This is a genomic window from Delftia deserti (assembly GCF_042653485.1).
GTDB lineage: Bacteria > Pseudomonadota > Gammaproteobacteria > Burkholderiales > Burkholderiaceae_C > Comamonas > Comamonas acidovorans.
Genome location: NZ_JBHSIH010000001.1, coordinates 3,505,180 through 3,530,496, shown reverse-complemented (window position 1 = coordinate 3,530,496; position 25,317 = coordinate 3,505,180). Strand labels below are relative to the sequence as shown.

Below are 25,317 nucleotides of genomic sequence, written 5' to 3'. Positions count from 1 at the left end.
CATGGACAGCAGCATCCGTGATTTCGTGGTGGTGGGCGCGGGCATGGCCGGCGCCTCGGTGGCCTGGCAGCTGGCGCGCGACGGCGGCGCCTCGGTGCTGGTGCTGGAGCGCGAATCCCAGCCCGGCTACCACAGCACGGGCCGCTCGGCCGCGCTGTATGAGGAGCACTATGGCCCGCTGCAGGTCCAGGCGCTGACGCGCGCCAGCCGCGCCTTCTACGAGCAGCCGCCGCAGGGCTTTGTGCAGGCGCCCATCCTGGCGCCGCGCGGCGTGCTCTATGTGGGCACGGCCGCGCAGAAGGACCAGCTCGATGCCGCCCATGCCGAGGCCCTCCTGCACTCGCCCCAGGCGAGGCGCCTGGGCCCCGATGAACTCAAGGCCCTGGTGCCCTGCCTGAACACCACGCTGCTGGTCGATGGCTTTGCGGACGACGGCGCGCGCGACATCGACGTGCATGGCCTGCACCAGGGCTTCCTGCGCGGCCTGCGCCAGTGCGGCGGCGAGTTGCGCTGCGGCGCCGAGGTCCGTGCGCTGGCGCAGGACGGCGGTGTCTGGACCGTGGACCTGGCCGACGGCAGCCAGGTGCGTGCGCGCTGCGTGGTCAACGCGGCCGGCGCCTGGGCCGATGCGCTGGGCGCGCTGGCGGGCGCAGCGTCCATTGGCCTGGTGCCCAAGCGGCGCAGTGCCTTCACCTTCGCCGTGCCCGAGGGCATGGATGCCGCGCACTGGCCCGCGGTGATCAGCGCCGACGAGGGCTTCTACTTCAAGCCCGATGCGGGCCAGCTGCTGGGCTCGCCCGCCAACGCCGACCCCGTGACGCCGCAGGACGTGGCGCCCGAGGAACTGGACGTGGCCACGGGCATCTGGCGCATCGAGGAAGTGACCACGCTGCAGATCCGCCGCCCCTCGCACACCTGGGCCGGGCTGCGCAGCTTCGTGGCCGACGGCGAGATGGCCATTGGCTGGGACGCCTCGCCCGTGCCGCTGCCGGGCTTTTTCTGGGTGGCCGCCCAGGGCGGCTACGGCATACAGAGCGCCTTCGGCTACAGCCTGCTGGCGCGCAACCTGCTGTGCGGCGAGCCGCTGGATGCGCGCCTGGCCGCGCAGGGCGTGCAGCCTGAACGGCTGTCGCCCGCGCGCTGCCAGCGCGGCTGAGGTTCGGCTGAAGCGTGCCGTTCAGAGCGGCGAGCGCCTGGCGAAGCGCACCACGGTCACGCCCGCACGCGCCTGGCGCACCGAGGGCATGACCAGCACGCAGTCGCCATAGGGCGTGATCACCGGCTCGCCATCGTTGTCGCCGATCACCGTGCCGGCCTTCTCGAAGCGCTCCAGCCCCGTGAACGGCGCCGTGAAGCGAAAGCCGCTGCTCTTGGCCACCACGGGCGCCGTGACTTCCAGCGCCCACTGGGCCGGTGCGTCGGCCTGCTTCCAGCCGGGCAGGGCGGCGTGCAGCGCGCCGTTGTCGAAGATGGCGGCCACTTCGAGGAAACGCAGGCATTGGTCGTGCGCCACGTCGCGGCTGGCCAGATCGCCATGGAAGCCGCATTCGATCAGCAGCGAGCGCGAGTCGCCGGCCTCGGCGTCGGGCAGGCCGAAGCGCCCGTAGTCGCGCAGCCGCGTGCCGTCCTTGTGGCCGGCATCCACGACGATGTTCGCCGGCGCGCCCATCTGGCGTGCCAGATCGCGGTTGCGCGGCTGCATGCCGGTCAGCAGCAGCGGGGCCGAGGGCTCGTGCATGGAATGCAGGTCCAGCAGCCAGTCGGCCTGCTGCACGAAGGGGCGCAGCGCGGCGGCGCGGCGGCGCTCGCGGGTGCTGCCCTCGTCGATGCGTGCGTCTATCCACTGGCGGTTCATGTCCTCGTCCACGAAGCGCGAGGCATCGTGGCTGGCCGCGTCGAAGCGGTCGAAGGCATCGAGGTTGGCCAGCACCAGGGTCAGGCGGCCGTTGTCCAGCGCCAGGCCGTTGTGCAGGGCCTGAAGCAGCCCGGACACGGCCCAGGCGCCGCAGATCTCGTTGCCGTGCACCAGCGCGGAAATCATCACGTGGCGGCCCGGGCATCCCGAGTCGAATTGCCACACGCCCTCGGTACCGGTATTGCCTGCGCGCCAGGCGCTCAGGTCGGGCAGGGGAAGGTCAAATTGCAAAGCGTCCATGGCTGGCTCAGTTCTCGATGTGGGCGAATTGGACGATCTTGGTGTACTTGGCGATCTCGGCGTTGATGTACTTGCCGGCATCCGTCTTGGGATCGGCCACCACCGAGCCTGCCTCTTCCATCTTCTTGCGGAACTCGGGCGAGGCCATGGTCTCGTCCAGCGCCTTCTTGACCCTGGCGGCCACGGGTGCGGGCAGGCCCTTGGGCGCCATCAGCGCGAACCAGACGTTGATGTCCACATTCTTGTACTGGGGCAGCTCGGACAGGGCCGGGATGTCGGGCGTGATGGCCGAGCGCTTGGCCTCCGTCGTGCCCAGGGCGATGACCTTGCCCGCGCGGATCTGGGGCAGGCCCGAGGACAGCACGAACATGCCGAACTCGATGTTGTTGCCCACCAGGTCCGTGGTCAGGGGCGCCACGCCGCGGTAGGGGATGTGGGTCATGTGCAGCTTGCCCTGCTCCTTGATCATTTCACCGGCCAGGTGCAGTGCCGTGCCCACGCCCGAGCTGCCGTAGCTGAACTTGCCCGGGTTCTTGGCCACCAGGGCGCTGAACTCGGCGGCGGTCTTGACGCCGGCCTTCTGCGAGGCCACCAGCACCATGGGCTGGGAGCCGATCATGCCGATGGGCGTGAAGTCGCCGATGGAGTACTTGATGCTCTTGTTGATCAGCCGTGCGATGGCCAGCTCGTTGTTGGCGCCCACGAACAGCGTGTAGCCGTCGGGCGTGGCCTTGACGGCCTTTTGCGCGCCGATGGCGCCGCCGGCACCGCCCAGGTTCTCCACCACCACGGGCTGGCCCAGGCGCGAGGCCAGGCCATCGGCCACGAAGCGGCCCACCAGGTCGGTGCTGCCGCCGGCGGGGTAGCCCACGATCATGGTGATGGCACGGTTGGGGTAGCTGGCGGCGTCGTCGGCGAAGGCGCTGCCGGTGGCGGCGATCAGCAGGCCGCAGGTCAGGGCGGAGCGGCGCAGGAGGGAGTTGCTGGGCATGGGGTTATTCCTGAAATGTATGAGATTGATTGTGCGAAGGACTACCCAGGCATTTGGTGCTGATTCGGCACGAGGCGGAGCCATTGCAGCACCAAAATCCTCTTGTTCCACAGCGCGGTGCGGGTTTGCACCAGGAGGGCGCCTCCATGCACCCGTCAGGCGCCCGTGATGTCGTTCCAGAACTGCTCGGCTGCAGGACCCAGGTGGCGTTTGGGACGGTACAGGCGCACGTCGAAGTGCACTTCCAGGCCCGGGTCGCCGGCCACGGCCAGGCGGCCGGCCTGGCAGTCGCCGCGCACCATGGACCACGGCATCCAGGCCAGGCCCAGGCCGCGCAGCACGTATTCGTAGTGGGCGTCGGCCGAGTCGCAGTCCACGCAGCGGCGCAGGCGCGGCGCCAGCGGATGCCGGGCCAGGTGGTCTTCCACCAGGCGGCCCAGGGCCATGCTGTGCGAGAAGGCCAGGTAGGGCACGGGAGCGACGGGCTGGTGGCTGGCCGACAGCTCGTACAGCGGACGGCCCTGGGCGTCGGCGCGGGCCACGGGTACCAGCCTGTCCTGCATCACCGTCAGGTAGCTGAACTGGCGACCATCCAGGCGCACGCCAATGGCGGCGTGGTGGTAGACCAGCGTGAAGCTGACTTCGCCGCGCTGCAGCATGGCCACGGTCTCGTCCAGCGTGCGTGTGACCACGCGCAGCTCGGCCGTCTGCAGCACGCTGCCGTGGCGCGTCAGCCAGTCGGCCACGATGGTGCGCGCCAGCGTGCGCCCCGTGGCCAGGGTGATCACGCGGGCCTGGCGCCCGGCCACGGCCTGCAGTTCATCGTGCGACTGGGCCAGCGTGCGCACCAGTTGCTCGGCCGTATCGCGGAAGGCTTCACCGGCCGGCGTCAGCCGCACGGGGCCGCCGCCGGGCTCGACCAGGGGCGTGCCGGCCCAGGCCTCCAGCGCGCGGATGCGCCGCCCGAAGGCCGGATGGGTGACATGGCGCAGCTCGGCCGCGCGCGTGAAGCTGCGCTCCTGGGCCAGCAGCAGGAAGTCTTCCAGCCATTTGCCTTGCATGGCCGGGCTTCCCTGCCGTCTCAGGCAGCGGCTGCGTCTTGCAGCGTCTGGCGCGTGGCCTGGGCGGCGGTGCGCGCGGCGGCAGCGAAGTCGTCGCCCTGCGATGCATAGAGCACCGCACGCGAGGAATTGATGATGATGGGACCGCCGCCGATGCGCGCCGCCTTGACCGTGGCCACGGCGTCACCCCCCTGGGCGCCCACGCCGGGGATCAGCAGCGGCAGCGAGGGCGCGAATTCACGCACGCGCTCGATCTCCTGCGGGCGCGTGGCGCCCACCACCAGGCCGAGCTGGCCGTTGGTGTTCCAGGGGCCTTGCGCCAGGCGAGCCACATGCTCGAACAGGTGGGGCTGGCCCGGCAGGTCGGCCAGGCGCTGGGCCTGCAGGTCGTCGCCGCCGGGGTTGGAGGTGCGGCACAGCAGGAAGGCGCCCTTGCCCTCGTACTGCAGGTAGGGCGTGATGGAATCGAAGCCCATGAAGGGCGACAGGGTCACGGCGTCGGCGCCATAGCGCTCGAAGGCTTCCTTGGCGTACTGCTCGGCGGTGGAGCCGATGTCGCCGCGCTTGGCGTCCAGGATGATGGGCACATGGGGCGCGACGGCGCGCATGTGGGCCATGAGCTTTTCCAGCTGGTCTTCGGCGCGGTGGGCCGCGAAGTAGGCGATCTGGGGCTTGAAGGAGTTCACCAGGTCGGCCGTGGCCTCGACGATGGCGGCGCAGAAGTCGTAGATTTTGCTTGCATCGCCGCGCATGGCCGCAGGAAAGCGGCTGGGTTCGGGGTCCAGGCCCACGCACAGCATGGATTGGTTCTGGGCGGTGGCATTGCGCAGCATGTCGAGAAAGGTCATGGGGCGCGATTTTAGCGATCGGCCCTTCCCGGGGCCTGTCGCCGGGCATCCAGCGGGCCTGGCGGCCCGCGGGCACAATCGGCGGCCTATGCCTGCCTTCACCGCCCGACAAATCCTTTTGCTGATCGCGCTGACCCTGATCTGGGGCATCAACTGGCCGGTGATGAAGCTGGGCGTGCAGCATTTCCCGCCGCTGAGTTTCCGCATGGCCTCGATGTGGGTGGGCCTGCCCATCCTGGCGGCCTTCGTGGTCTGGCGCCGCCTGCCGCTGGCCGTGCCGCGTGCCTATTGGCCCCGGCTGGCGCAGCTGACGCTGTTCAACATGGTGCTGTGGAACAGCCTGATCATCATTGCCATCCCCATGCTGTCCAGCGGGCGGGCGGCCATCCTGGGCTACACCATGCCCATCTTCTCGGCCGTGCTGGGCAGCCTGTTCTTCCATGACCGGCTGGCGCCGCGTGCCTGGGCGGGTGTGGCGGCGGCCTTGGCGGGCGTGCTCCTGCTGCTGTGGCACGAGGTCGGCGCCCTGGGCAGCCGCCCCATCGGCGTGGGCCTGATGCTGGCCGCCGCGCTGAGCTGGGCCTTCGGCACGCAGAAGCTGCGCCGCGCCGAGGTGCCCGTGCCCCTGCTGACGATGACGCTGTGGATGGTGGCGCTGACCGCGCTGACGCTCACGGTGCTGGCCTTCGTCTTCGAACGCCACCTGTGGCACTGGCCCGACGCCCAGGCCACGGGCGCCATCGTCTTCAACGGCGTGCTGGTGCTGGGCTTTGGCCAGACGGTCTGGTTCTTCCTGGCGCGCAGCCTGCCGCCCGTGGCGTCCACGCTGAGCGTGATGATGATCCCCGTGCTGGGCGTGTTCAGCGGCGCCTGGTGGCTGGGCGAGGTGCTGCACTGGCAGGACTGGACGGCCGTGGCGCTGATGGTGGTGGCCATCGCCTCGGTGCTGTGGCCGGCGCGCGGCCGCTGAGGGGAATCAGGCGAAGGTAGGGAGAAGAAGACGCAGCCTGACTGCGCACACGGGCGCAGGCAGGCTGCAGTGCCTCAGCGTTGCGCCGTGGCCGGGGCGCCCAGCAGGCGCTGGATGTCGATGTTGTTGGGCAGGGCGTAGTCGTGGCTGCGCACGATGCGGCTGTCGTCGGTGCGAACCAGCTTCAGGCTCACATAGGTGTACTTGGCAGCCGCCGAGTACGTGCCCACCAGGACCAGGGCCGCATTGTGGTTGCGGGCGATGTCCTTGATCTCGCGCGACAGCAGCAGCTCGCCCGTGCCTTCCTTGACGTACACGTCGCCGCGCAGCTTCAGCTCCTTGACGTTGTAGCCCTTGGAGGACAGCTGCGAGGAATACAGCTCGCTGAGCGTGCGGCCCAGCGGGGCCGAGCGCGTCAGGTCGTTGACGTTGACCACGGTGGCCACGAGCACGGGCGCCTCGCCCAGCTCCTCGGTGTTCAGGCCCCTGACCAGCTCGTCCACGGCAGCGCGGCTGCTGGCGATGAAGGGGTTGGCTGCGGCCGACTGGTAGGTGGGCTCGCCGCGGCGCGCGGCCGACGATTCGGGCGTGGTCGCGGGGGCGGGCACGGCACAGGCGGACAGCAGGGCCGCCGCAGCCAGCGCGGCCGGCAGGAGAGGCGTGCGCAGCGTCATTGGCCCACCACCTTCAGGTTCTTGGCGGGGAATTCGGGGCGCTCGTCCTCGGCCGTGAACAGCACGGCGTCGCTCTTTTCGAGGTAGTAGACGTCGGTCTTGCGCGCCAGGTACTGGTTGTTGCGCACCACCGTGGTCGTCAGCACGAGTTCGGGATTGGGCAGGCGCTTGCCGTGGCGCACGACCTGGGCGCCGTAGCTCACCTGCAGCTGGGCCTGGGCCGGCTGCTGCATGACGGTCACGCCGCTTTGCACGAGCTTGGTGATGATCAGCTCACGGAAGCCCTTGTCGAACTGGCTGGGCTCGGCCGGCAGGGCCACGTGAACCGGCGTGGTGCGCTCGATGCCGGTCTTTTGCAGTGTTTCCAGCGTCTTGGCGACGACATCGTTGGCCACGGAGTCCCAGTGGCCGGCAGCGCCGATCTTGGGCTGGGCCGTGGCTTCGAAGTAGCTGGTCATCGGTGCATTGACGCAGCCCGCCAGGGCCAGGCAGAGGCCCGCCAGGGCCAGGCCGCCAGCGGATTTGAACGATCGCATGGATTTCTCCTCGGTGCGGGGCGCGCTGCGGCGGATTGCTGCAGCTGCGCAAAAGTGTCGATTGTGGCTTCGCCGCGAGGCACTGACAAGAAAGTGCCCCGTATCCGGATGTTGCCGTGCTCAGCCGTTGGCGCGCTTTTGCAGGATCTCGAAGGCAGGCAGGGTCTTGCCTTCCAGCACCTCCAGGAAGGCGCCGCCGCCCGTGGAGATGTAGCCGACCTTGTCCTCGATGCCGTACTTGGCGATGGCGGCCAGGGTGTCGCCGCCGCCGGCGATGCTGAAGGCGTCGGAGTCGGCAATCGCCTGGGCCACGACCTGGGTGCCGTTGGCGAACTGGTCGAACTCGAACACGCCCATGGGGCCGTTCCAGACGATGGTGCCGGCCTTGCGCAGCTGCTCGGCCAGGCGGGCGGCGGTCTCGGGGCCGATGTCCAGGATCATGTCGTCGTCAGCCACGTCGGCGGCCTTCTTGACGGTGGCGGGCGCGTCGGCCGCAAAGGTCTTGGAGACCACCACGTCGGTGGGAATCGGCACCTCGGCGCCGCGTGCGGCCATGGCGTCGATCACGGCGCGGGCCTCGCCGACCAGGTCGGCCTCGGCCAGGCTCTTGCCGATGTTCAGGCCCGCGGCCAGCATGAAGGTGTTGGCAATGCCGCCGCCCACGATGAGCTGGTCCACGTTCTTGGCCAGCGACTGCAGGATGGTCAGCTTGGTCGACACCTTGGAGCCGGCCACGATGGCGGCCAGCGGGCGGCGCGGGTTGGCCAGAGCCTTGGTGATGGCGTCGATCTCGGCCGACAGCAGGGGACCCGCGCAGGCAATGGGCGCGAACTGGGCGATGCCGTAGGTCGTGCCTTCGGCGCGGTGGGCAGTGCCGAAGGCGTCGTGCACGAAGATGTCGCACAGCGCGGCCAGCTTGCGGGCCAGTTCTTCCTTGTTCTTCTTCTCGCCCACGTTCACGCGGCAGTTCTCCAGCAGCACGACCTGGCCGGGCGCCACCTGCACGCCGTCCACCCAGTCGGCGACCAGGGGCACTTCGCGGCCCAGCAGCTCGCCCAGGCGGCGGGCCACGGGCGCCAGCGAATCGGCGGGCTTGAACTCGCCTTCGGTGGGGCGGCCCAGGTGGCTGGTCACCATCACGGCGGCGCCGGCCTTCAGTGCCATCTCGATGGCGGGCACGGAGGCGCGCACGCGCGTGTCCTCGGTGATCTCGCCGGCATCGTTCAGGGGCACGTTGAGGTCGGCGCGGATGAAGACGCGCTGGCCCTGGGCCTTGCCCTGGGCGCACAGATCGGAGAAACGGAGAATGTTCATGACGGCGGCGTTGCGATCGGTGGCGATCGCCATGGAATTGAAACGAAAAAGAGGTAAAGCGCGGCCATTGTAGGCGGCGTGCCCACCCCGGCAGCGGGCGTGCGCACCGGCGATCCGGGGCATCGGGAGCGCCTGTAATCCGGTTTCAGCCGGGGAGCCGGGCGCTCTCGGCTGCTCTGGGCCGCGCTACGCCTACCAGCCCAGGCCGATATGCAGTGGCAGATAGACCGCCATGCCGAGCGCGATCGTGCCCATGATGCTGCGCTTGTAAAAAAAATACATGACCGCGCAAGCCAGGGCCGGCAGGCGCGCATCGACCACGGTGGAGATCAGCCTGCCGTTGGTCATCACGATCTCGGGCGCAATCACGGCCGCCAGGGCTGCCAGCGGCGCGTACTTGAGGCCGCGCTTGAGCCATTGCGGCAAGGGCACTTCGCGCTCGGGAATCAGGAAAAAGGCGCGTGTGAACAGCGTGATGGCCGCCAGGCCCACGCAGGCCAGCCAGGGCCACAGCCAGGACAGATCCATCAGAGCGTTTCCTTTTCCTTGGTTTGCACGGGTCGGGCGTCTTCGTCCAGCGGCAGCCGGGCATGGCGCTCGCCGCGGGCTGTATCGGGCGGCAGAATCACCGGGCCTGGCTCCCCTTTTTCAGGCGCCTGCAGTGCGCGCAGGCGCTGCTGCAGCGTTTCTGCCAGCAGGCCTGCGGCCACGGCTGCAGCGATGGCCACGAGGATATTGAGCTTGAGCGGCAGCGCAAAGGCCGCCACGGCCGCGCTGGCCGCAACCACGCCTGCCACCCACGTGGCACGGTCGTTGAGCATGGACAGCAGCACGCCCATGAGAGCCAGCACGCCCGCAAAGCCCAGGCCCCAGGACAGCGGCACCTGGTCGGCCAGCAGGATGCCCAGCGTGGACGGGATCTGCCAGGCCAGCCAGTTGGTCGATGCTGCACCCCAGAAATAGGGCAGCTGCTCGGGCTGGGGCCGTGCATCGGGGTAGCGCTTCATGAAGCCCACGAAGATCACGTCGCCGCTGAAATAGGCGATGGCAAGGCGGTGGCGCAGGCGCAGGTGGGCAAAGTAGCTGCGCCACATGCTGCTGAGGATGACGAAGCGCAGGTTCACGCAGATGGCCGTGAACCAGACCACCCACATGGGCGCGCCCACGGCCATCAGCGGCAGCACGGCCAGCTGGGCGCTGCCGGCATAGACCAGCAGGCCCATGAACAGCGCCAGGGGCAGGGACATGCCGCTCTTGATCATGGCCACGCCCGTGACCAGGCCCCAGGCGCCTATGCCCAGCGCCGTGCCCGACATGTCGCGCACGCCGGTCATGAAGGCGGGATCGCGCGCAATGCCGCGTGCGCGCTCCACCAGGGGCTGCAGGTTCATGGCGTGCCGCCGCTGGCAGCACCGTCCAGAACGGCTCCGTCAGGCAGATCGAAGCCGCGCAGGAAATCGCCGGCCGCCAGCCGCTTGCCGCCCGCGCGCTGCAGCAGCGTCATGCACAGCACGCCATGGCCGCAGGCCACGCGCACGCCGTCGGCGCCTGCGGACAGCACGGTGCCGGGAGCTGCCGTCGCCACGGCGATGGCGGGGTCGGCGTGAGCCTCCCAGACCTTGATGGCTTCATCGCCGTACTGCGTGGCGCCGCCCGGGAAGGGGTTGAAGGCGCGCAGGCGCCGGGCAATGGCCTCGGCATCCTGGCGCCAGTCGATCTGGCTTTCGGCCTTTTCGATCTTGTGCGCGTAGTTCACGCCCTCGGCGGGCTGGGGCGTGCGCGGCAGGCCGCCACAGGCGCTCATCTCCAGCGCCTCGACGATGAGGCGCCCGCCCAGGTCGGCCAGCTTGTCGTGCAGGCTGGCCGTGGTGTCTTCAGCGGTGATGGGCAGGCGCTCGACCAGGCACATGTCGCCCGTGTCCAGGCCGGCGTCCATCTGCATGATGGTGACGCCGGTCTCGGCATCGCCGGCCTCGATGGCGCGGTGGATGGGGGCGGCGCCGCGCCAGCGCGGCAGCAGGCTGGCGTGGATGTTCAGGCAGCCGCGCGGGGGCGTATCGAGCACCCACTGCGGCAGGATCAGCCCGTAGGCGGCCACGACCATGACATCGGCCTGGGCCGCTTCGATCGCGGCGCGGGCGGCGGCGGCCTCTTCGGGGTATTTGCCGTCCAGGCGCAGGCTGCGCGGCTGGGCCACGGCAATGCCATGCTCCAGCGCGCACTGCTTGACGGGCGAGGCCTGCAGCTTCATGCCGCGCCCGGCGGGACGGTCGGGCTGGGTCAGCACCAGGGGGACGGTAAAGCCCGCAGCGAGCAGGCGTTCAAGGGCAACGCGCGCGAACTCGGGCGTGCCGGCAAAAATGACTCTCATGCAATCCAGTAGGGACGGTGGGGACGGTGTGCAGGCTCAGCGACGGTCGTCGTCGTTGAACACTTCGTCGGTGAACATCACGCGGCGCACCACGCCGGCGGGGTCGATATGCACATGGGCCTGGCGGCGAATGCCATTTTCCAGGATACGGTAGGTCCAGATGTCGCCATTGAAACTGTAGACCCTCTCGATCAGCGCAGGCGGGCCGAAGAGCTGGCGCACATTTTCCCGGGTGTCCTCGCCATTGCGCAGGGCGTGGAAGCGTTCGATGGTGAGCGCCTGCTCCACGCGCACCAGGCGCTGGTTGGCGTCGAAATCCATGTGGTAGACCTGCTGGCCCGCAGGCTGCCGGCTGTAGACCAGGCGCGTGCCGCCACCGTCCAGCGGCAGGCTCAGGGTCGGGCGGCCCATGGAGCGCTCGATCTCGGAGCGCGGCGTGCCGGGCTTTTGCCACTCGGGCACGGCGCAGCCGGCAAGCAGCAGGGACAAGGCCAGGGCCAGCAGCGCCCAGGCAACGAGGCCCGCGCCGTCCATCTTCCAGCGCGGCATGAAGCGAAGCGCTGGCAGGTGGGTCATGCGCGCTCGGCCTGTTTCTGCTGCTTGAGCAGCTTGGTCTTGATGCGGTTGCGCTTGAGCGGCGACAGGTACTCGACGAAGACCTTGCCCATCAGGTGGTCCATCTCGTGCTGGATGCAGATGGCCTTGAAGCCTTCGGCCTCGATGATGCGCTCGTTGCCGTTCTCGTCCAGGGCCTTGACCTTGATGGCGGTGGAGCGCTCGACGCCGTCGTAGATGCCGGGCACCGACAGGCAGCCTTCTTCGCCCAGCTGCGTTTCCTCGCTGGCCCAGAGCAGCTCCGGGTTGATCAGCGCAAAGGGCTCGTCTCGGCCTTCGGAGACATCGACCACGACCACGCGCTCGTGCACGTTCACCTGGGTGGCTGCCAGGCCCACGCCCTGGGCGTCGTACATGGTGGCGTACATATCCTGGACCAGCTGGCGAATGCGGTCATCGACCTTGGCAACCGGCTTGGCGACGGTGTGCAGGCGGGGGTCGGGATAGCAAAGAATGGGCAGAATGGACATGGCGTGGTCGGTGAATGTCGTTATTTTCGCCACTTTTCTGCCTGGGCGCAGCGGGACGACGCAATAAGCGTTGCCCTCTCATGGCCTTGCACGCAGAATCTTTGCTGATTTGTAAGACCTGTATGGCCGTTCATGACAAGATCGGCCGTGCCGCAGTGCCTAGGAGGGACGCTGCGTCAGCCACAAGAAGAGGAATTCCATGACTGCATTCGCCACAGCTCGTACCTGGACTGTCGCAACGGCCCTGATCGCTGCGTTCGCAGCGGCCCACGCGCAGCAGCTTCCGGTGACGGCATCGCAGCGCTCGGCCGCCCAGCAGGTGGCCCAGCAGGGCGTTCCCGTGGGCGAGCTGGCGCCCGATGCGCCCGACAGCTACACCGTCAAGCGCGGCGACACGCTGTGGGGCATCTCCGGCATGTACCTGCGCCGCCCCTGGCGCTGGCCCGAGCTGTGGGGCATGAACATGCAGGCCATCGCCAATCCCCACCTTATCTATCCGGGCCAGGTGCTGTACCTGGACAAGCGTGATGGCTATGCCCGCCTGAGCACGGCGCGTCCCATGGGCGACGGCGGCGAGCCCGGTGTGGTGCGCGTGTCTCCGAGCACGCGCAGCGAGTCGCTGGCGCAGGCGGCCCTGCCCACGCTGCAGCCCCATCTGATCGAGCCCTTCCTGGCCGAGCCGCTGGTGGTCGATGCCGAAATGCTGCTGCGGGCACCCCGCCTCATCGCCACCACGGACGAGCGCGTGCTCATGGCCAGCGGTGACCGCGCCTATGCACGCGGCACGGCCGAGGCGCCGCTGCGCAAGGGCGACGGCCTGCCGCGCCAGTACCGTGTCTTCCGCGATGCGGTGGCGCTCAAGGACCCCATCTCCGGCGAGGTGCTGGGCTACGAGGCCAAGTACCTGGGCCTGGCCGATCTCATCGAGGGCGAGACCTCGCTGGAGATCGTGGACGGCAAGGGCGAAAAGCACGAGCAGGCCTCTCCCGCCACGGTGGACCTGTCGCGCGCCAAGACCGAGATGCGTGCTGGCGACCGCCTGCTGCCCGCACCGGAGCGAACCTACATGAACTATGCGCCGCATGCGCCGCAGTCTGCCGTGAAGGCCCACGTGGTGTCCCTGTACGGCGACCAGGCCGTGCGCTGGGCAGCCAACAACCAGGTCATTGCCATCAACAAGGGTACGCAGGACGGCATGGACGTGGGCACGGTGCTGGAGCTGACCCGCCGTGGCGTGCGCATCGTGGACAAGACGGGCGACAAGAAGGAAGAGGTGCAGCTGCCCGACGAACGCAATGGCCACGCCATGGTGTTCCGCACCTTCGACCGCGTCTCCTACGCGCTGATCCTGGAGGCACGGCGCGGCGTCGAGGTGGGCGACAGCCTGACCTCGCCGGCTCCCTGAGCCCCAGCGGCCTGCCGGCAACGCCATGGCGGCCGCCTTGCAGTCCACCGACCGACTCGCTCCCGAGGAGCTGTCCGCCTGGCTTCGGCTGCTGCTGACGCCCGGCGTGGGCCGCACCACGGCGCGGCGCCTGCTGGCGGCCTGCGGTGGCGCGCAGAACATCTGGAGCGGCCCTCCAGCCGCCTGGCACGGCCTGGTGACGGCGGCACAGGCCCATTCGCTGCAGACCGTGCCCCAGCGCCTGGAGCAGCTTGTGGCGGCCACGGCGCAATGGCTGGACCAGCCCGCTTCCGGGCAGTTGCATGCCGTGCTTGCGCTGGGCCATCCCCAGTATCCGCAGGCGCTGCTGCAGACCGAAGATCCGCCGCTGCTGCTGCATGTGCAGGGCAGCGAACGCTGCATGGCAGGGCCGGGACCCTGGTTCCCCTATCCACAGTCCCTGGCCATGGTCGGCAGCCGCGGGCCGACGGTCCAGGGCGCGGCCAATGCGCGTGCCATGGCGCAGGCGCTGGCCGAGGCCGGCCTGTGCATCGTCTCCGGACTGGCGCAGGGCGTGGATGGCGCTGCCCATGAGGGCGCACTGCGCGCGGTGCTGCGCACGGGCGCCCAGGCGGCGCCCGTCACCATTGCTGTCGTGGGCACGGGCCTGGACCAGGTCTATCCACGGCGCCACATCGGCCTGGCCCGCGAAGTGGCCAGCCACGGGTTGATCGTCAGCGAGTATCCGCTGGGCACCGGCCCCATGGCCGCACACTTTCCGCAGCGCAACCGCATCATTGCGGGCCTGTCGCAGGGCACGCTGGTGGTCGAGGCGGCCCTGCAATCGGGCTCGCTGATCACGGCAAGGCTGGCCAGCGAACAGGGCCGCGAGGTCTTTGCCATCCCCGGCTCCATCCACGCGCCCCAGTCGCGCGGCTGCCATGCGCTGCTGCGCCAGGGCGCCAAGCTCGTGGAAACGGCGCAGGACGTGCTCGATGAGCTGCAGGGCACGACCGTGCGCCTGCCGCTTGCCAAGCCCGTACCGGCAGCAGCGGCGGCAGCGGACGCTGTCCAGTCCGCCCAGGACCATGAGAACGACGCCACCCTGCGCGCCCTGGCCCACGACCCGTTGTCGCTGGACGAGCTCATGGACCGCACAGGCATGGACGCCGCAACCCTGCAGGCCCACCTGCTGGAGCTGGAACTGGAAGGCCGCGTGGAGCGCCTGCCCGGCGGCCTGTTCCAGCGCCTGGCCCAGGCCTGATCTCAAAAACTGGCGCGTCCCCAAGCGGGAGATGCCGAGCAAGAGCCGCCTCGCGGTGGGGGCGCCTAGCCGATGGCATCGTCCCCCTCCCCCGCGAAGCGGGTAGAGAGGGGGAAGGCGCGTAGCGCCTCAGGGGGAGCTTAGCCTTTCAGGGTTCGCCTGAATCTTCTCCAGCGCATCGCGCGTCGCGCGCACGGTGAGCGCCTCTTCGTCATGCACGGACAGCAGGCCGGACTGCAGGTAGGAGGCCATGCGCCGCAGCTGCAGCAGGTGGCAGGTGCCATCGAGCGCGGCGAACAGGTGCAGCTGCTTGCGGCGGCTGCGCCAGGTGTATTGCACCTGGATGCGTGCGCCGTTGTGGTCCAGCGTGAACCAGCGGCCCGGTTCCAGCGAGGCGGCCCATTCCAGCATCACCGGTTCCACGGGCGTGTTCGTGCTCGGTATGACGTTGAGGCCGGCCGTGTCCACGCCCAGGATCATCTCGATGTTCTCGGGCGACAGCGGCATGTCCTCGTCGAGCATGCCGTCTTCATTGATGTACTGCTCCAGATGGGCCAGCCGCTGCGCCATGGCCTCGATGCGGGCCGGGGCGATCGTGGCGGTCTTGGAGACAAAGGCCTCGGCCAGCGTGTCGGTGACCAGCTTGATGCGCGTGGACTGGGCATCGCCCGTGATGCCGATCAGGGCCAGCCCTTCGCGCAGGGTTTGCAAAAGCGTAGGCAGCGTCTGGATCACGCGCGAGCGTTCCTGGCGCGTGGGCTTGGCGCTGGCGGCCCAGACCAGTTCGCTGGCGGCCTGCTTGAAGCGCATGGTGCGCGCGTCCTTGGCGCCGTGGCGCACGGCGGCCAGGGCCAGCACCTCGGTCCAGGTCTTGAACAGGAACTCGCGGATCTCTTCGCGCACCGGCATGTCGGTGAGCAGGTGGCGCAGCTCGATCGTGTATTGGATGGCCAGGGTTTCCTTTTGCTCCACCTGCTGGGCCACGCTGACGATCTTGGCCTTGTCCTGCGACTGGGTCAGGTAGCGCGCCAGGAAGTCCTCGAACTCGCGCCGCACCAGCACAAAGACCTTCTGGCCGGTTTCGGGATACTGCTCGATGACCTGGACGATGCGCCGGATCTCCGACTCCAGCGCGCTGCCGCTGATGCTGGAGGCGTCGAACCCCATCACGCACGAACCCAGGCGGTCGATCAGCAGCCGGGCCGGGTGGCGCAGGTTGCTGAAGAATTCCGGCTCGGCCAGCGCCACGCGCAGCACGGGCACCTGCAGCCGGGCAAACCAGACGCGCACCGACGGCGGGATGCGGTCCTCGGTCAGGATGGCCTGGAACATCAGGGCCACGATCTCGATGGTGGCCTTTTCACCCGAGGTGGTGGCCTTGCGCTTGAGCTCGGCCGAGCGCTCGCGCACCTGGCCCACCAATTGGCCGATGGCGGCCGGGCTGACATCGATGTGCAGCGTGGTCAGTCCCTGGGCCAGCATCTGCTGGTACTGCGTCTGGGCCACGACGCGCTGCTCCAGCAGGGCCTGGGTCAGCGCGGCCGATGCGGGGGCCTGCTGCAGGCCCCCGCCCACGCCGCCCACGCCGGGCACCAGGCCCGGCACGCCCACGCCCGGCTGCATGAGCAGGCGGCGCAATTGGCCCACGACTTCATGGGCGCGGTGGCGTGCGCGCGAAAGTGTTGTCAGGCCCACGGGCATCTGGCCCTGGGGCAGCGCTACGTTGGGCGGATAGGAGGCGGCAGCGCCCGGCACGCCGCCCATCTGCGTGGGCGCATAGGCCGAGGAAGGCTGCGAGGTCGAGGTGGCCTGCAAGATCGAGGCATGCGACGTGGCCGGACCCAGGCCCATGGCGCGCGTGGAGTGGCCCCCCTCGGTGCGCCGCACCCGCATGGCGACGTCCTGCGAACGGGTGACGCCCTGGCCGTCCAGCAACAGGTGGGCCTCCTGGTATCCGGCCACCAGCAGCGGCGCCAGGGCTGTCTGCAGCAGATCCATCACGCGCTGCAGATCGCCGCGCTGCAGGCCGCTGGCGAGCCACTGCTCGACCAGATGGCGGCACACGGACTCGCTGCGCAGAATGTCGTTGGATGGCAGTTCCTGGTTTTCGATGGCCTGCATGCGCAGGCGCAGCGTATCGAAGACGGGGGCCGTGGTTTCCCCCATGGCCAGCGCCATGCGGGAGGCCAGGATCTTGTTCTCCACCACATCGTCGCTGAGCAGCTCGAACTGCAGCGCCCCGCGCTGCGGCACCGGAGCAGCCGCAGCCGCCGCCTTGGCTGGCTGCAGGGAGCCCTGCAGCGCCTGCATGCAGGCATTCAGCCAGGCCGCCTGGTGCTGGCGGTAGCTGGACCAGGCCTCGCGACGCTCCTGCATTTCACGTGCGGTGCCCACGGCCTGGGCCTGTTGTTCCATCTGGGCCAGCAACTGCCGGGCCACGCCGGGCAGGCCCTTGCACAGTCCACGCACCCAATGCAAACGCGCCTGCTGTCCCAGTGAAGACTGGGTGCCAGCAGGCGCGTTGGAAGGGGTGGGCAGGGAGGGCATGCCCGCGAGTGTAAGCCGGTACAGGGCTAAAACATCTGCTTACACGGTGGCGCCGGCGTTGGGGTCGTTGGGGTCCGTGGAGGCCTTGGGCGCCTTGATCAGATCCTCGCGCTTGACGCCCAGCCACATGGCGATGGCGGCGGCCACGAAGACCGAGGAATAGATGCCGAACAGGATGCCGATGGTCAGCGCCAGCGCGAAGTAATGCAGGCTGGGGCCACCGAAGAAGAACATGGACAGCACCATGGCCTCGGTGGAGGCGTGGGTGATGATGGTGCGGCTCATGGTGCTGGTGATGGCGTGGTCGATCACCTCGGTGGTGCTGAGCTTGCGGAACTTGCGGAAGGCTTCGCGGATACGGTCGAAGATCACCACCGACTCGTTGACCGAGTAGCCCAGCACGGCCAGCACGCCGGCCAGCACGGACAGCGAGAACTCCCACTGGAAGAACGCGAAGAAGCCCAGGATGATGACCACGTCGTGAAGGTTGGCGATCACGGCGGCCACGCCGAACTTCCACTCGAAGCGCATGGCCAGGTAGATCACGATGCCCAGCACCACGAAGCCCAAGGCCATCAGGCCGTTGTGCATGAGCTCGTCGCCCACCTGCGGGCCCACGAACTCGGTGCGGCGCAGCGTGACTTCGGCGTCTTCCTTCTTGAGCGCCGTGAGCACCTGCTCGCTTTGCTGTGCAGAGGACACGTCCTTTTGCACGGGCAGGCGGATCATCACGTCGCGCGATGTGCCGAAGTTCTGCACCGTGACGTCGCTGTAGCCCAGCTTGGAGACGGTATCGCGCACCTTGGCGATGTCGGCGGTCTGGGTATAGGCCACCTCCATCACGGTGCCGCCCGTGAACTCCACGGACAGGTGCAGGCCGCGCGTGAGCAGGAAGAACACGGCCAGCGCGAAGGTGATGAAGGAGATCGCGTTGAGGATCAACGCGTACTTCATGAAGGGGATGTCTTTGCGGATGCGGAAGAACTCCATGGTCTTCCCCCTTTCAGTTGTTGGCGCCGGAATCGGCGGGGCTGGCGCCCTTGGTGGCCACCGAGCGCAGCTGGCTGGTGTCTTCAGGCTTCCAGACCTGGCCGATGGAGATGCTCTTGAGCTTCTTGCGGCGGCCGTACCAGAGGTTGACCAGGCCGCGCGAGAAGAACACGGCCGAGAACATGCTGGTCAGGATGCCGATGCAGTGCACCACGGCAAAGCCGCGCACCGGGCCGGAGCCGAAGGCCAGCAGCGCCAGGCCCGCGATCAGCGTGGTCACGTTCGAGTCCAGGATGGTGTGCCAGGCGTTCTCGTAGCCCGCGTGGATGGCGGCCTGCGGCGAGGCGCCGCCGCGCAGTTCCTCGCGGATGCGCTCGTTGATCAGCACGTTGGAGTCGATGGCCACGCCCAGCGCCAGCGCCATGGCGGCGATGCCGGGCAGGGTCAGCGTGGCCTGCAGCATGGACAGGATGGCCAGCAGCAGCAGCACGTTGACCGACAGGGCCACCGTGGAGATCACGCCGAACAGCATGTAGTACACGCACATGAAGGCCGCGATGGCCACCAGGCCCCAGACCACGGAGTGGATGCCGCGGTTGATGTTGTCGGCGCCCAGGCTGGGGCCGATGGTGTATTCCTCGATGATCTCCATGGGCGCGGCCAGGGAGCCGGCGCGCAGCAGCAGGGCCGTGTCGTTGGCTTCCGCCGTGGTCATGCGGCCCGAGATCTGCACGCGTCCGCCACCGATCTCGGTGCGGATCACGGGAGCCGTCACGACCTCGCCCTTGCCCTTTTCGAACAGGATGATGGCCATGCGCTTGCCCACGTTCTCACGCGTGATGTCCTTGAAGATGCGCGCGCCCTTGGCATCGAGCACCAGGTTGACCGTGGGTTCCTGGGTCTGGCTGTCGAAGCCGGGCTGTGCGTCGGTGAGGTTCTCGCCGGTCAGCACGACCTGCTTTTGCACGATCACGGCCTGGGCGTTGCGGTCCAAGTAGCGCTCGGAGCCGAAGGGCACTGGGCCCGAGCCCAGCTCGGCGCCGCGCGCCTCGGAGGATTCGTCCACCAGGCGCACTTCCAGCGTGGCCGTGCGGCCCAGGATGTCCTTGGCCTTGGCCGTGTCCTGCACGCCGGGCAACTGGACGATGATGCGGTCCAGACCCTGCTGCTGGATCACGGGCTCGGCCACGCCCAGCTCGTTGATACGGTTGTGCAGTGTGACGATGTTCTGCTTGAGCGCCTGCTCCTGCACCTTGCGCAGGGCTTCGGGCTTGATGGAGGCAAGCAGCTTGAAGCCGGCGCCATCAGGCTCGGAGGTGGCTGCCAGATCGGGGAACTGGTCGGTGACCAGATTGCGTGCGGCCGTGAGCATGGCCTCGTCGCGCACGCGGATCTCGACGGTGTTGCCGTTGCGCGAGACGCCGCCGTGGCGGATGTTCTTGTCGCGCAGCGAGGTGCGCAGGTCGCCGGCAAAGGAGTCGGCCTTCTTGGTCAGGGCCGCAGCCATGTCCACCTGCAGCATGAAGTGCACGCCACCGCGCAGGTCCAGGCCCAGGTACATGGGCTTGGCGCCGACGGCCGTGAGCCATTGCGGCGAGCGCGACACCAGGTTCAGCGCCACGATGTAGGCCGGGTCGTTGGCATCGGGGATCAGGGCCTTCTGGATCACGTCCTTGGCCTTGAGCTGCTCGTCGGGCGTGTTGAAGCGCGCCCGCACCGAGGTGCCCTCGATGGTCAGCACATCGGGCTTGACATCGGCAGCCTTCAGGGCCTCCTCGACCCTGTGCAGCACCGCGTTGTCCACCTTGACGGTGGCCTTGGCCGAGGAGACCTGCACGGCAGGCGCCTCACCGAAAAAATTGGGCAGGGTGTAGAGCACCCCCACCAGCAGCGCGATCACGATGATCGCGTACTTCCAGACCGGATATCGGTTCATGATCGCGCTCTTCGCTCTTTGTAGACAGCAACGCACAAAAGGGTGTGCTGCCGCCTGCGCGGTCCGCACACCCGCAAGACAGGGACAGCGCTTACTTCAGCGTGTCCTTGGGCAGCACCTGTACGACGGCGCTGCGCTGGATCTGGACTTCCACGCCCGAGGCGATCTCGATGTGCAGGAATTGCTCGGACATGCGCGTCACGCGGCCGATGATGCCGCCGGCCGTTGCCACTTCGTCGCCCTTGGCCAGTGCCTCGATCATGGAGCGATGCTCCTTCTGGCGCTTCATCTGCGGACGGATCATCACGAAGTACAGCACCACGAACATCAGCGCCAGCGGTGCCATGCCGTACAGCTGCGACATGAAGTCGCCACCGGAGGCTGCTGCTGCGGGTGCGGTCTGGGCAAAAGCGGAAGAAATAAACACGGGCAAGACTCCAGGATTGGAAGGTCGAAAAAGGGTCGCTGCGCACGCCGTATGCACGGGCCCGCGCAGGAGAACGGAGCATTGTATGCGTCAGCCCTGACCCACATGGGCTGCCAGGAACTGGCGGCTGCGGGTTTTTCGGCGACGATGGCTGCAACTGGCTGCCATCTGCCGTTTTTAAAGGGGTGGAGCGCGGTTTTTCGTGATTTTTGCGCCCGGCTTGACGGTCCATGGAACGGACCCTGACGGAGCCGCGCCGCCCACACCTTGCGGTGCGGGCGGCGGCCGCGATCTTACAGGAGGCCCCTGGAGCGGGGCGGTCCGTGTGGTTTCAGGCGACACCGACAGCGGGCTTGTCCGTGCTGCCCGCACCCCGTGATGGTGCGTTCCAGCGTGCCATCAGCGCCTTCCACTTGATGCGTGCCGCTGCCAGGTTGCGCTCCTTGACATGGCCGTAGCCGCGGATGTCCTCGGGAATGCTGGCGATCTCCACGGCCAGCGCCAGGCGCTCGGGCGTGAGTTCGGCCAGCAGGCCTTCGATGCACTGGCGGTATTCCTGGATCAGGGCGCGCTCGGTGCGGCGCTCCTCGGTGCGGCCGAAGGGGTCCAGCGCCGTGCCGCGCAGGCCCTTCATCTTCGCCAGCACTTCCATGGCCTTGCGCATCCAGGGACCATAGGACTTCTTGACCAGATGACCGTGCTCATCCTTGCCGGCCGAGGAGGGAGGGGCCAGGTCGTGGACCACGCGGTAGTCGCCCTCGAACATGCCGGCGATGCGCTGGCTGAAGGCCGCATCGGTGTGCAGGCGCGCGACCTCGTACTCATCCTTGTAGGCCATGAGTTTGAACAGATAGCGGGCCACGGCTTCCGACAGGCGCGTGCCGGAGCCCGACACGCCGCGCTCGGCGGCATGGACCTTGTCGACGAAGGCCTGGTACTCGGCCGCATAGCCGGCGTTCTGGTAGCCCGTGAGGAAGTCCACGCGCTTGGCCGCCATCTCGGTCAGCGAGGGCTTCTTGACGAACTGGATCACCTGGGCCGTCTGGAACAGGGCACGCACGGCGGCCAGGTCATGGGCGCAGCGGCGGCCCCACTCGAAGGCGGCCTTGTTGTTGTCGGCCTGCACGCCGTTGAGTTCGATGGCGCGCATCAGCGCCGCATGCGACAGCGGCACGCGGCCCTTTTGCCAGGCGTAGCCCAGGATCAGCGGGTTGGTGTAGATGCTGTCGCCCAGCAGCTGCACGGCCACCTGCTCGGCGTCGAAGCTGCCCAGCAGCTCGGGGCCCACGGCCTGGGCCAGGGCGCTGGCGCAGCGGTCGTCCGGTGCCTGCCAGTCAGGGTTGGTGACGAAGGCTGCCGTGGGCGAGCCGTGGCTGTTGAGCGCCACGAAGGTGCGGCCCGGCTGCATCACGGACATGGTGGTCGGCGTGGCCGTGACGATGGGGTCGCAGCCGATCACCAGGTCGGCCTTGGCCATGTCCACCTTGGTGGTGTAGATGGCCTCGGGACGGTTGGCGATCTGGATGTGGCTCCAGGTGGAGCCGCCCTTTTGCGCCAGTCCGGCCGCGTCCTGGGTGATCACGCCCTTGCCCTCCAGGTGGGCGGCCATGCCCAGCAGCGAGCCGATGGTGATCACGCCCGTGCCGCCGACGCCGGCCACGACGATGCCCCAGGCCTGCTCGGCCACCGGCAGCACGGGCTCCGGGATGGCGGGCAGCACGGACAGGTCGCCCTTCTTCTCCTTCTTGGGCTTCTTGAGCTGTCCGCCTTCGATGGTGACGAAGCTGGGGCAAAAGCCCTTCACGCAGGAGTAGTCCTTGTTGCAGGTGTTCTGGTTGATGCGGCGCTTGCGGCCGAACTCGGTCTCCACCGGTTCGACCGACAGGCAGTTGGACTGCACCGAGCAGTCGCCGCAGCCCTCGCAGACCAATTCGTTGATGACCACGGTCTTGTCGGGCGTGGCCAGCGTGCCGCGTTTGCGGCGACGGCGCTTTTCGGTGGCGCAGGTCTGGTCGTAGATGATGGCCGTGCAGCCCTTGAGGGTGCGGAACTCGCGCTGGATGCGGTCCAGCTCGTCGCGATGGTGCACGGTCACGCCCTCGGCCAGCGCCACGCCGTCGTACTTGGCGGGCTCGTCGGTGACGATGACCAGTTTGGCCACGCCCTCGGACTTGAGGCTGTTCATGATCTGCAGCACCGAGTGGCCCTCGGGCCGCTCGCCCACGCGCTGGCCGCCGGTCATGGCAACCGCATCGTTGTACAGCAGCTTGTAGGTGATGTTCACGCCGGCCGCGATGCTCTGGCGTATCGCCAGCAGGCCGCTGTGGAAGTAGGTGCCGTCGCCCAGGTTGGCGAAGACATGGGCGTCCTTGGTGAAGGGCGCCTGGCCGACCCAGGTCACGCCCTCGCCGCCCATCTGCGTGAAGGTGCTGGTGGAGCGGTCCATCCACACCGTCATGTAGTGGCAGCCGATGCCGGCCACGGCGCGGCTGCCCTCGGGCACGCGGGTGCTGGTGTTGTGCGGGCAGCCGCTGCAAAACCATGGCACGCGGTCGCCCGTGGGCTGGCTCTGGGCAGCCTTGAGCGCGGCCTCGCGGGCGTCCAGCACGGCAATGCGCTCATGCATGCGCTGGGCGATGTGTTCGGGCACGCCGATCTTGGTCAGGCGCTGGACGATGGCGCGTGCGATGAGGGCCGGCGTCAGGTCGGCATTGGGGCGCAGCAGCCAGTCCTGGCTGGGATTGGGCACCGACCATTCGCCGCCGTGCTCATCGCTGAACTTGCCGACCACGTTGGGCCGCACGTCGGAGCGCCAGTTGTACAGCTCTTCCTTGATCTGGTATTCGATGACCTGGCGCTTTTCCTCCACCACCAGGATTTCCTGCAGGCCGCGCGCGAAGTCGCGCGTGATGGTGGCCTCCAGCGGCCAGACCACGTTGACCTTGTGCACGCGTATGCCCAGCTGGCGGCAGGTGTCGTCGTCCAGGCCCAGGTCGGCCAGGGCCTGGCGCATGTCGTTGTAGGCCTTGCCGCTGGCGATCAGGCCGAAGCGGTCGTTGGGGCCGTCGATCACGTTGTGGTTGAGCCGGTTGGCGCGCACATAGGCCAGGGCGGCATACCACTTGTAGTTCATCAGCCGCTGCTCCTGCTCCAGCGGCGCATCGGGCCAGCGGATGTGCAGGCCGCCGGGCGGCATCTGGAAGTCCTCGGGCAGGATGATGTTCACGCGGTCCGGCTCCACCGACACGCTGGCCGAGGACTCCACCACCTCCTGGATGGTCTTCATGCCCGACCACAGGCCCGAGAAGCGGCTCATGGCAAAGGCATGCAGCCCCATGTCCAGGATGTCCTGCACATTGCTGGGAAAGAACACCGGCGTGCCGCAGGCCTTGAAGATGTGGTCGCTCTGGTGGGCGGCCGTGCTGCTCTTGCTGATGTGGTCGTCGCCGGCCAGCGCGATCACGCCGCCGTGCCTGGCCGTACCCGCCATGTTGGCGTGCTTGAACACGTCGGAGCAGCGGTCCACGCCCGGGCCCTTGCCGTACCACAGGCCGAAGACGCCGTCGAACTTCTTGGTCTCGGGGTAGAGATCCAGTTGCTGCGTGCCCCAGACGGCCGTGGCGCCCAGTTCTTCATTGACGCCGGGCTGGAAGACGATGTTGTTGGATTCGAGGTGCTTTTTCGCGGCCCATAGCGCCTGGTCATAGCCGCCCAGCGGGGAGCCCCGGTAGCCGCTGATGAAGCCTGCGGTATTCAGCCCGGCTGCAGCGTCGCGCTGGCGCTGCAGCATGGGCAGGCGCACCAGGGCCTGTACTCCGCTCATGAACGCACGGCCGTGCTGCAGAGCGTATTTGTCGTCGAGAGTGACCGTCTCCAGGGCGCGGCGCACGTCTTCGGGCAGTGGGGCATTCATGGCTTGTCTCCATCGATGGTCGGCGCCCTGTCATGTCCTGCCCGGAACGGGAAAGAGTCATGCACGGCACTCGTTGTCTGAACCAAATCGCCTTTTTTCAGTGTATTCGTGCTCGTCTGATAGGTCTTTGCTTTCTTTGCGCTGTTTCAAGTATTCTTGGCAAGAATCTTTCTTGAAAACGGTGTTTCGTGCAAACTTTGGACAAATTCGACATTGCCATCCTCGGCCACCTGCAGGCCGATGCGCGCCTGACCAATGCCGAGCTGGCCCAGCGCGTGGGCCTGTCGGCCGCGCCCTGCTGGCGCCGGGTGCGGGCGCTGGAGGAGGCGGGCTTCATCCGCGGATACCACGCCGACATCGACCGCCACAAGATCGGCCTGGGCGTGCTGGCCTTCGTGAGGCTGGACGCCGTGCGCACGGCCGGCACGCTGACGCTGGAGATGGAGGACGCCATCCGCAAGCTGCCCGAGGTGGTCACCTGCCACTACATCAGCGGCACCGGCACCTTCGAGCTGCAGGTGGTGGCGCGCGACCTGGACAGCTTTGCGCAGTTCGCGCGCAACACGCTGCTGAACCTGCCCAATGTGAAGGACATGCAGACCAGTTTCTCGCTGGGCGAGATCAAGTCCAGCCATGCGCTGCCCCTGTCCCAGCTGGGGCCCATGGCGGGCCAGGGACTGCCGGGCCAGTAGCGGCGGGCCTGCGAGCCGGCCGATGAAGGTCGCGCCGAAGCGACAGTGTGCTCCTGCAAAAGGAGCGAAAAACGCCTGCCGTGCAAGGCGGTGAGCGTGGTTCTTAGTGCAACAACCATTTCTGGCGCCACCCCCGCGTTTGGGCCGAGAATCAGGGGC

22 protein-coding genes are annotated in these 25,317 nt (G+C 68.2%); 5 read left to right on the top strand and 17 right to left on the bottom strand.

Annotated elements, in window-relative coordinates:
* The first annotated feature begins 1 nt into the window (after nucleotide 1).
* Nucleotides 2–1,156 carry an NAD(P)/FAD-dependent oxidoreductase gene (locus ACFPFG_RS17050; RefSeq protein WP_380107524.1) on the top strand — a complete coding sequence of 385 codons (1,155 nt, stop codon included), beginning with the start codon at nucleotides 2–4 and terminating at the stop codon, nucleotides 1,154–1,156.
* Between the two features lie 21 nt (nucleotides 1,157–1,177).
* Here the strand turns inward: ACFPFG_RS17050 and ACFPFG_RS17045 are convergent, their stop codons facing one another.
* From ACFPFG_RS17045 to pyrF, 4 genes are all read right to left on the bottom strand, one after another.
* Nucleotides 1,178–2,155 carry a M14 family metallopeptidase gene (locus ACFPFG_RS17045; RefSeq protein ID WP_380107522.1) on the bottom strand — a complete coding sequence of 326 codons (978 nt, stop codon included), beginning with the start codon at nucleotides 2,153–2,155 and terminating at the stop codon, nucleotides 1,178–1,180.
* A 7-nt stretch (nucleotides 2,156–2,162) separates the two neighbouring features.
* Complete coding sequence (locus ACFPFG_RS17040) at nucleotides 2,163–3,146, bottom strand: Bug family tripartite tricarboxylate transporter substrate binding protein (protein WP_380107520.1); 984 nt, start codon at nucleotides 3,144–3,146, stop codon at nucleotides 2,163–2,165.
* A gap of 155 nt (nucleotides 3,147–3,301) precedes the next feature.
* Nucleotides 3,302–4,207, bottom strand: a complete 906-nt coding sequence (locus tag ACFPFG_RS17035; RefSeq protein ID WP_374618990.1) for a LysR family transcriptional regulator — start codon at nucleotides 4,205–4,207, stop codon at nucleotides 3,302–3,304.
* Between the two features lie 20 nt (nucleotides 4,208–4,227).
* Nucleotides 4,228–5,055 (bottom strand): orotidine-5'-phosphate decarboxylase, encoded by an 828-nt coding sequence (gene pyrF, locus ACFPFG_RS17030; protein WP_141830884.1) that lies wholly within the window; start codon nucleotides 5,053–5,055, stop codon nucleotides 4,228–4,230.
* A gap of 88 nt (nucleotides 5,056–5,143) precedes the next feature.
* Between pyrF and ACFPFG_RS17025 the strand changes: the two genes are divergently transcribed.
* Nucleotides 5,144–6,025: a DMT family transporter gene (locus ACFPFG_RS17025; protein ID WP_034389732.1), complete on the top strand. Its 882-nt coding sequence runs from the start codon at nucleotides 5,144–5,146 to the stop codon at nucleotides 6,023–6,025.
* A gap of 74 nt (nucleotides 6,026–6,099) precedes the next feature.
* Here the strand turns inward: ACFPFG_RS17025 and ACFPFG_RS17020 are convergent, their stop codons facing one another.
* The 8 genes from ACFPFG_RS17020 to def form a co-directional block, all read right to left on the bottom strand.
* A complete protein-coding gene (locus tag ACFPFG_RS17020) occupies nucleotides 6,100–6,699 on the bottom strand; it encodes a FlgO family outer membrane protein (RefSeq protein WP_183021321.1) in 600 nt (199 codons plus the stop codon).
* The gene (locus ACFPFG_RS17015) at nucleotides 6,696–7,235 is read right to left on the bottom strand and encodes a hypothetical protein (RefSeq protein ID WP_012202759.1); all 540 of its coding nucleotides are present in this window, start codon (nucleotides 7,233–7,235) and stop codon (nucleotides 6,696–6,698) included. Before ACFPFG_RS17015 ends, ACFPFG_RS17020 begins: the two co-directional genes overlap by 4 nt.
* A 120-nt stretch (nucleotides 7,236–7,355) precedes the next feature.
* Nucleotides 7,356–8,549, bottom strand: coding sequence for a phosphoglycerate kinase (locus ACFPFG_RS17010; protein WP_183021376.1), 1,194 nt, complete (start codon nucleotides 8,547–8,549; stop codon nucleotides 7,356–7,358).
* Nucleotides 8,550–8,741: 192 nt separating this feature from the next.
* Nucleotides 8,742–9,077, bottom strand: a complete 336-nt coding sequence (locus tag ACFPFG_RS17005; RefSeq protein ID WP_012202761.1) for an AzlD domain-containing protein — start codon at nucleotides 9,075–9,077, stop codon at nucleotides 8,742–8,744.
* Entirely contained in the window at nucleotides 9,077–9,940 is an 864-nt protein-coding gene (locus ACFPFG_RS17000; RefSeq protein WP_012202762.1) for an AzlC family ABC transporter permease, read from the bottom strand. The genes ACFPFG_RS17005 and ACFPFG_RS17000 overlap by 1 nt, the downstream gene beginning before the upstream one ends.
* Nucleotides 9,937–10,920 (bottom strand): methionyl-tRNA formyltransferase, encoded by a 984-nt coding sequence (gene fmt, locus ACFPFG_RS16995; RefSeq protein ID WP_380107515.1) that lies wholly within the window; start codon nucleotides 10,918–10,920, stop codon nucleotides 9,937–9,939. Before fmt ends, ACFPFG_RS17000 begins: the two co-directional genes overlap by 4 nt.
* 36 nt (nucleotides 10,921–10,956) lie before the next feature.
* On the bottom strand, nucleotides 10,957–11,496 hold the full coding sequence (locus tag ACFPFG_RS16990; RefSeq protein WP_183021323.1) for a hypothetical protein: 540 nt from the start codon (nucleotides 11,494–11,496) through the stop codon (nucleotides 10,957–10,959).
* Complete coding sequence (gene def, locus ACFPFG_RS16985; RefSeq protein ID WP_012202765.1) at nucleotides 11,493–12,005, bottom strand: peptide deformylase; 513 nt, start codon at nucleotides 12,003–12,005, stop codon at nucleotides 11,493–11,495. Before def ends, ACFPFG_RS16990 begins: the two co-directional genes overlap by 4 nt.
* Before the next feature lie 199 nt (nucleotides 12,006–12,204).
* Here def and ACFPFG_RS16980 point away from each other — a divergent pair, with 199 nt between their 5' ends.
* Both ACFPFG_RS16980 and dprA read left to right on the top strand, forming a co-directional pair.
* Nucleotides 12,205–13,410 carry a LysM peptidoglycan-binding domain-containing protein gene (locus ACFPFG_RS16980; RefSeq protein WP_183021324.1) on the top strand — a complete coding sequence of 402 codons (1,206 nt, stop codon included), beginning with the start codon at nucleotides 12,205–12,207 and terminating at the stop codon, nucleotides 13,408–13,410.
* Between the two features lie 25 nt (nucleotides 13,411–13,435).
* Nucleotides 13,436–14,653 carry a DNA-processing protein DprA gene (gene dprA / locus ACFPFG_RS16975; protein ID WP_197954003.1) on the top strand — a complete coding sequence of 406 codons (1,218 nt, stop codon included), beginning with the start codon at nucleotides 13,436–13,438 and terminating at the stop codon, nucleotides 14,651–14,653.
* Between the two features lie 129 nt (nucleotides 14,654–14,782).
* Here dprA and ACFPFG_RS16970 read toward each other — a convergent pair whose 3' ends face one another.
* The 5 genes from ACFPFG_RS16970 to ACFPFG_RS16950 all read right to left on the bottom strand — a co-directional run bounded on the left by ACFPFG_RS16970 (nucleotide 14,783) and on the right by ACFPFG_RS16950 (nucleotide 24,466).
* A complete protein-coding gene (locus ACFPFG_RS16970; RefSeq protein ID WP_197954001.1) occupies nucleotides 14,783–17,200 on the bottom strand; it encodes a DUF1631 family protein in 2,418 nt (805 codons plus the stop codon).
* 39 nt (nucleotides 17,201–17,239) lie between these two features.
* The gene (gene secF / locus ACFPFG_RS16965; protein WP_183021327.1) at nucleotides 17,240–18,190 is read right to left on the bottom strand and encodes a protein translocase subunit SecF; all 951 of its coding nucleotides are present in this window, start codon (nucleotides 18,188–18,190) and stop codon (nucleotides 17,240–17,242) included.
* Nucleotides 18,191–18,203: 13 nt separating this feature from the next.
* Nucleotides 18,204–20,126, bottom strand: coding sequence for a protein translocase subunit SecD (secD, locus tag ACFPFG_RS16960; RefSeq protein ID WP_183021328.1), 1,923 nt, complete (start codon nucleotides 20,124–20,126; stop codon nucleotides 18,204–18,206).
* A 91-nt stretch (nucleotides 20,127–20,217) separates the two neighbouring features.
* Nucleotides 20,218–20,553: a preprotein translocase subunit YajC gene (gene yajC, locus ACFPFG_RS16955; protein ID WP_071957020.1), complete on the bottom strand. Its 336-nt coding sequence runs from the start codon at nucleotides 20,551–20,553 to the stop codon at nucleotides 20,218–20,220.
* Between the two features lie 331 nt (nucleotides 20,554–20,884).
* Entirely contained in the window at nucleotides 20,885–24,466 is a 3,582-nt protein-coding gene (locus tag ACFPFG_RS16950) for an indolepyruvate ferredoxin oxidoreductase family protein (RefSeq protein ID WP_380107510.1), read from the bottom strand.
* A gap of 188 nt (nucleotides 24,467–24,654) precedes the next feature.
* Here ACFPFG_RS16950 and ACFPFG_RS16945 point away from each other — a divergent pair, with 188 nt between their 5' ends.
* Nucleotides 24,655–25,158, top strand: a complete 504-nt coding sequence (locus ACFPFG_RS16945; RefSeq protein WP_016449368.1) for an Lrp/AsnC family transcriptional regulator — start codon at nucleotides 24,655–24,657, stop codon at nucleotides 25,156–25,158.
* Nucleotides 25,159–25,317: the final 159 nt, after the last annotated feature.

Excerpts from the sequence above, each read along its gene's own strand:
- ACFPFG_RS17015 (WP_012202759.1), bottom strand. The coding sequence starts at position 7,235 with ATGCGATCGTTCAAATCCGCTGGCGGCCTGGCCCTGGCGGGCCTCTGC.
- secF (WP_183021327.1), bottom strand. The coding sequence starts at position 18,190 with ATGGAGTTCTTCCGCATCCGCAAAGACATCCCCTTCATGAAGTACGCG.
- ACFPFG_RS17040 (WP_380107520.1), bottom strand. The coding sequence starts at position 3,146 with ATGCCCAGCAACTCCCTCCTGCGCCGCTCCGCCCTGACCTGCGGCCTG.
- def (WP_012202765.1), bottom strand. The coding sequence starts at position 12,005 with ATGTCCATTCTGCCCATTCTTTGCTATCCCGACCCCCGCCTGCACACC.
- ACFPFG_RS16980 (WP_183021324.1), top strand. The coding sequence starts at position 12,205 with ATGACTGCATTCGCCACAGCTCGTACCTGGACTGTCGCAACGGCCCTG.
- ACFPFG_RS17010 (WP_183021376.1), bottom strand. The coding sequence starts at position 8,549 with ATGAACATTCTCCGTTTCTCCGATCTGTGCGCCCAGGGCAAGGCCCAG.
- ACFPFG_RS17005 (WP_012202761.1), bottom strand. The coding sequence starts at position 9,077 with ATGGATCTGTCCTGGCTGTGGCCCTGGCTGGCCTGCGTGGGCCTGGCG.
- ACFPFG_RS17025 (WP_034389732.1), top strand. The coding sequence starts at position 5,144 with ATGCCTGCCTTCACCGCCCGACAAATCCTTTTGCTGATCGCGCTGACC.
- ACFPFG_RS17050 (WP_380107524.1), top strand. The coding sequence starts at position 2 with ATGGACAGCAGCATCCGTGATTTCGTGGTGGTGGGCGCGGGCATGGCC.
- ACFPFG_RS17035 (WP_374618990.1), bottom strand. The coding sequence starts at position 4,207 with ATGCAAGGCAAATGGCTGGAAGACTTCCTGCTGCTGGCCCAGGAGCGC.
- dprA (WP_197954003.1), top strand. The coding sequence starts at position 13,436 with ATGGCGGCCGCCTTGCAGTCCACCGACCGACTCGCTCCCGAGGAGCTG.
- ACFPFG_RS17045 (WP_380107522.1), bottom strand. The coding sequence starts at position 2,155 with ATGGACGCTTTGCAATTTGACCTTCCCCTGCCCGACCTGAGCGCCTGG.
- secD (WP_183021328.1), bottom strand. The coding sequence starts at position 20,126 with ATGAACCGATATCCGGTCTGGAAGTACGCGATCATCGTGATCGCGCTG.
- ACFPFG_RS16990 (WP_183021323.1), bottom strand. The coding sequence starts at position 11,496 with ATGACCCACCTGCCAGCGCTTCGCTTCATGCCGCGCTGGAAGATGGAC.
- ACFPFG_RS16970 (WP_197954001.1), bottom strand. The coding sequence starts at position 17,200 with ATGCCCTCCCTGCCCACCCCTTCCAACGCGCCTGCTGGCACCCAGTCT.
- ACFPFG_RS17020 (WP_183021321.1), bottom strand. The coding sequence starts at position 6,699 with ATGACGCTGCGCACGCCTCTCCTGCCGGCCGCGCTGGCTGCGGCGGCC.
- pyrF (WP_141830884.1), bottom strand. The coding sequence starts at position 5,055 with ATGACCTTTCTCGACATGCTGCGCAATGCCACCGCCCAGAACCAATCC.
- fmt (WP_380107515.1), bottom strand. The coding sequence starts at position 10,920 with ATGAGAGTCATTTTTGCCGGCACGCCCGAGTTCGCGCGCGTTGCCCTT.
- ACFPFG_RS16950 (WP_380107510.1), bottom strand. The coding sequence starts at position 24,466 with ATGAATGCCCCACTGCCCGAAGACGTGCGCCGCGCCCTGGAGACGGTC.
- ACFPFG_RS17000 (WP_012202762.1), bottom strand. The coding sequence starts at position 9,940 with ATGAACCTGCAGCCCCTGGTGGAGCGCGCACGCGGCATTGCGCGCGAT.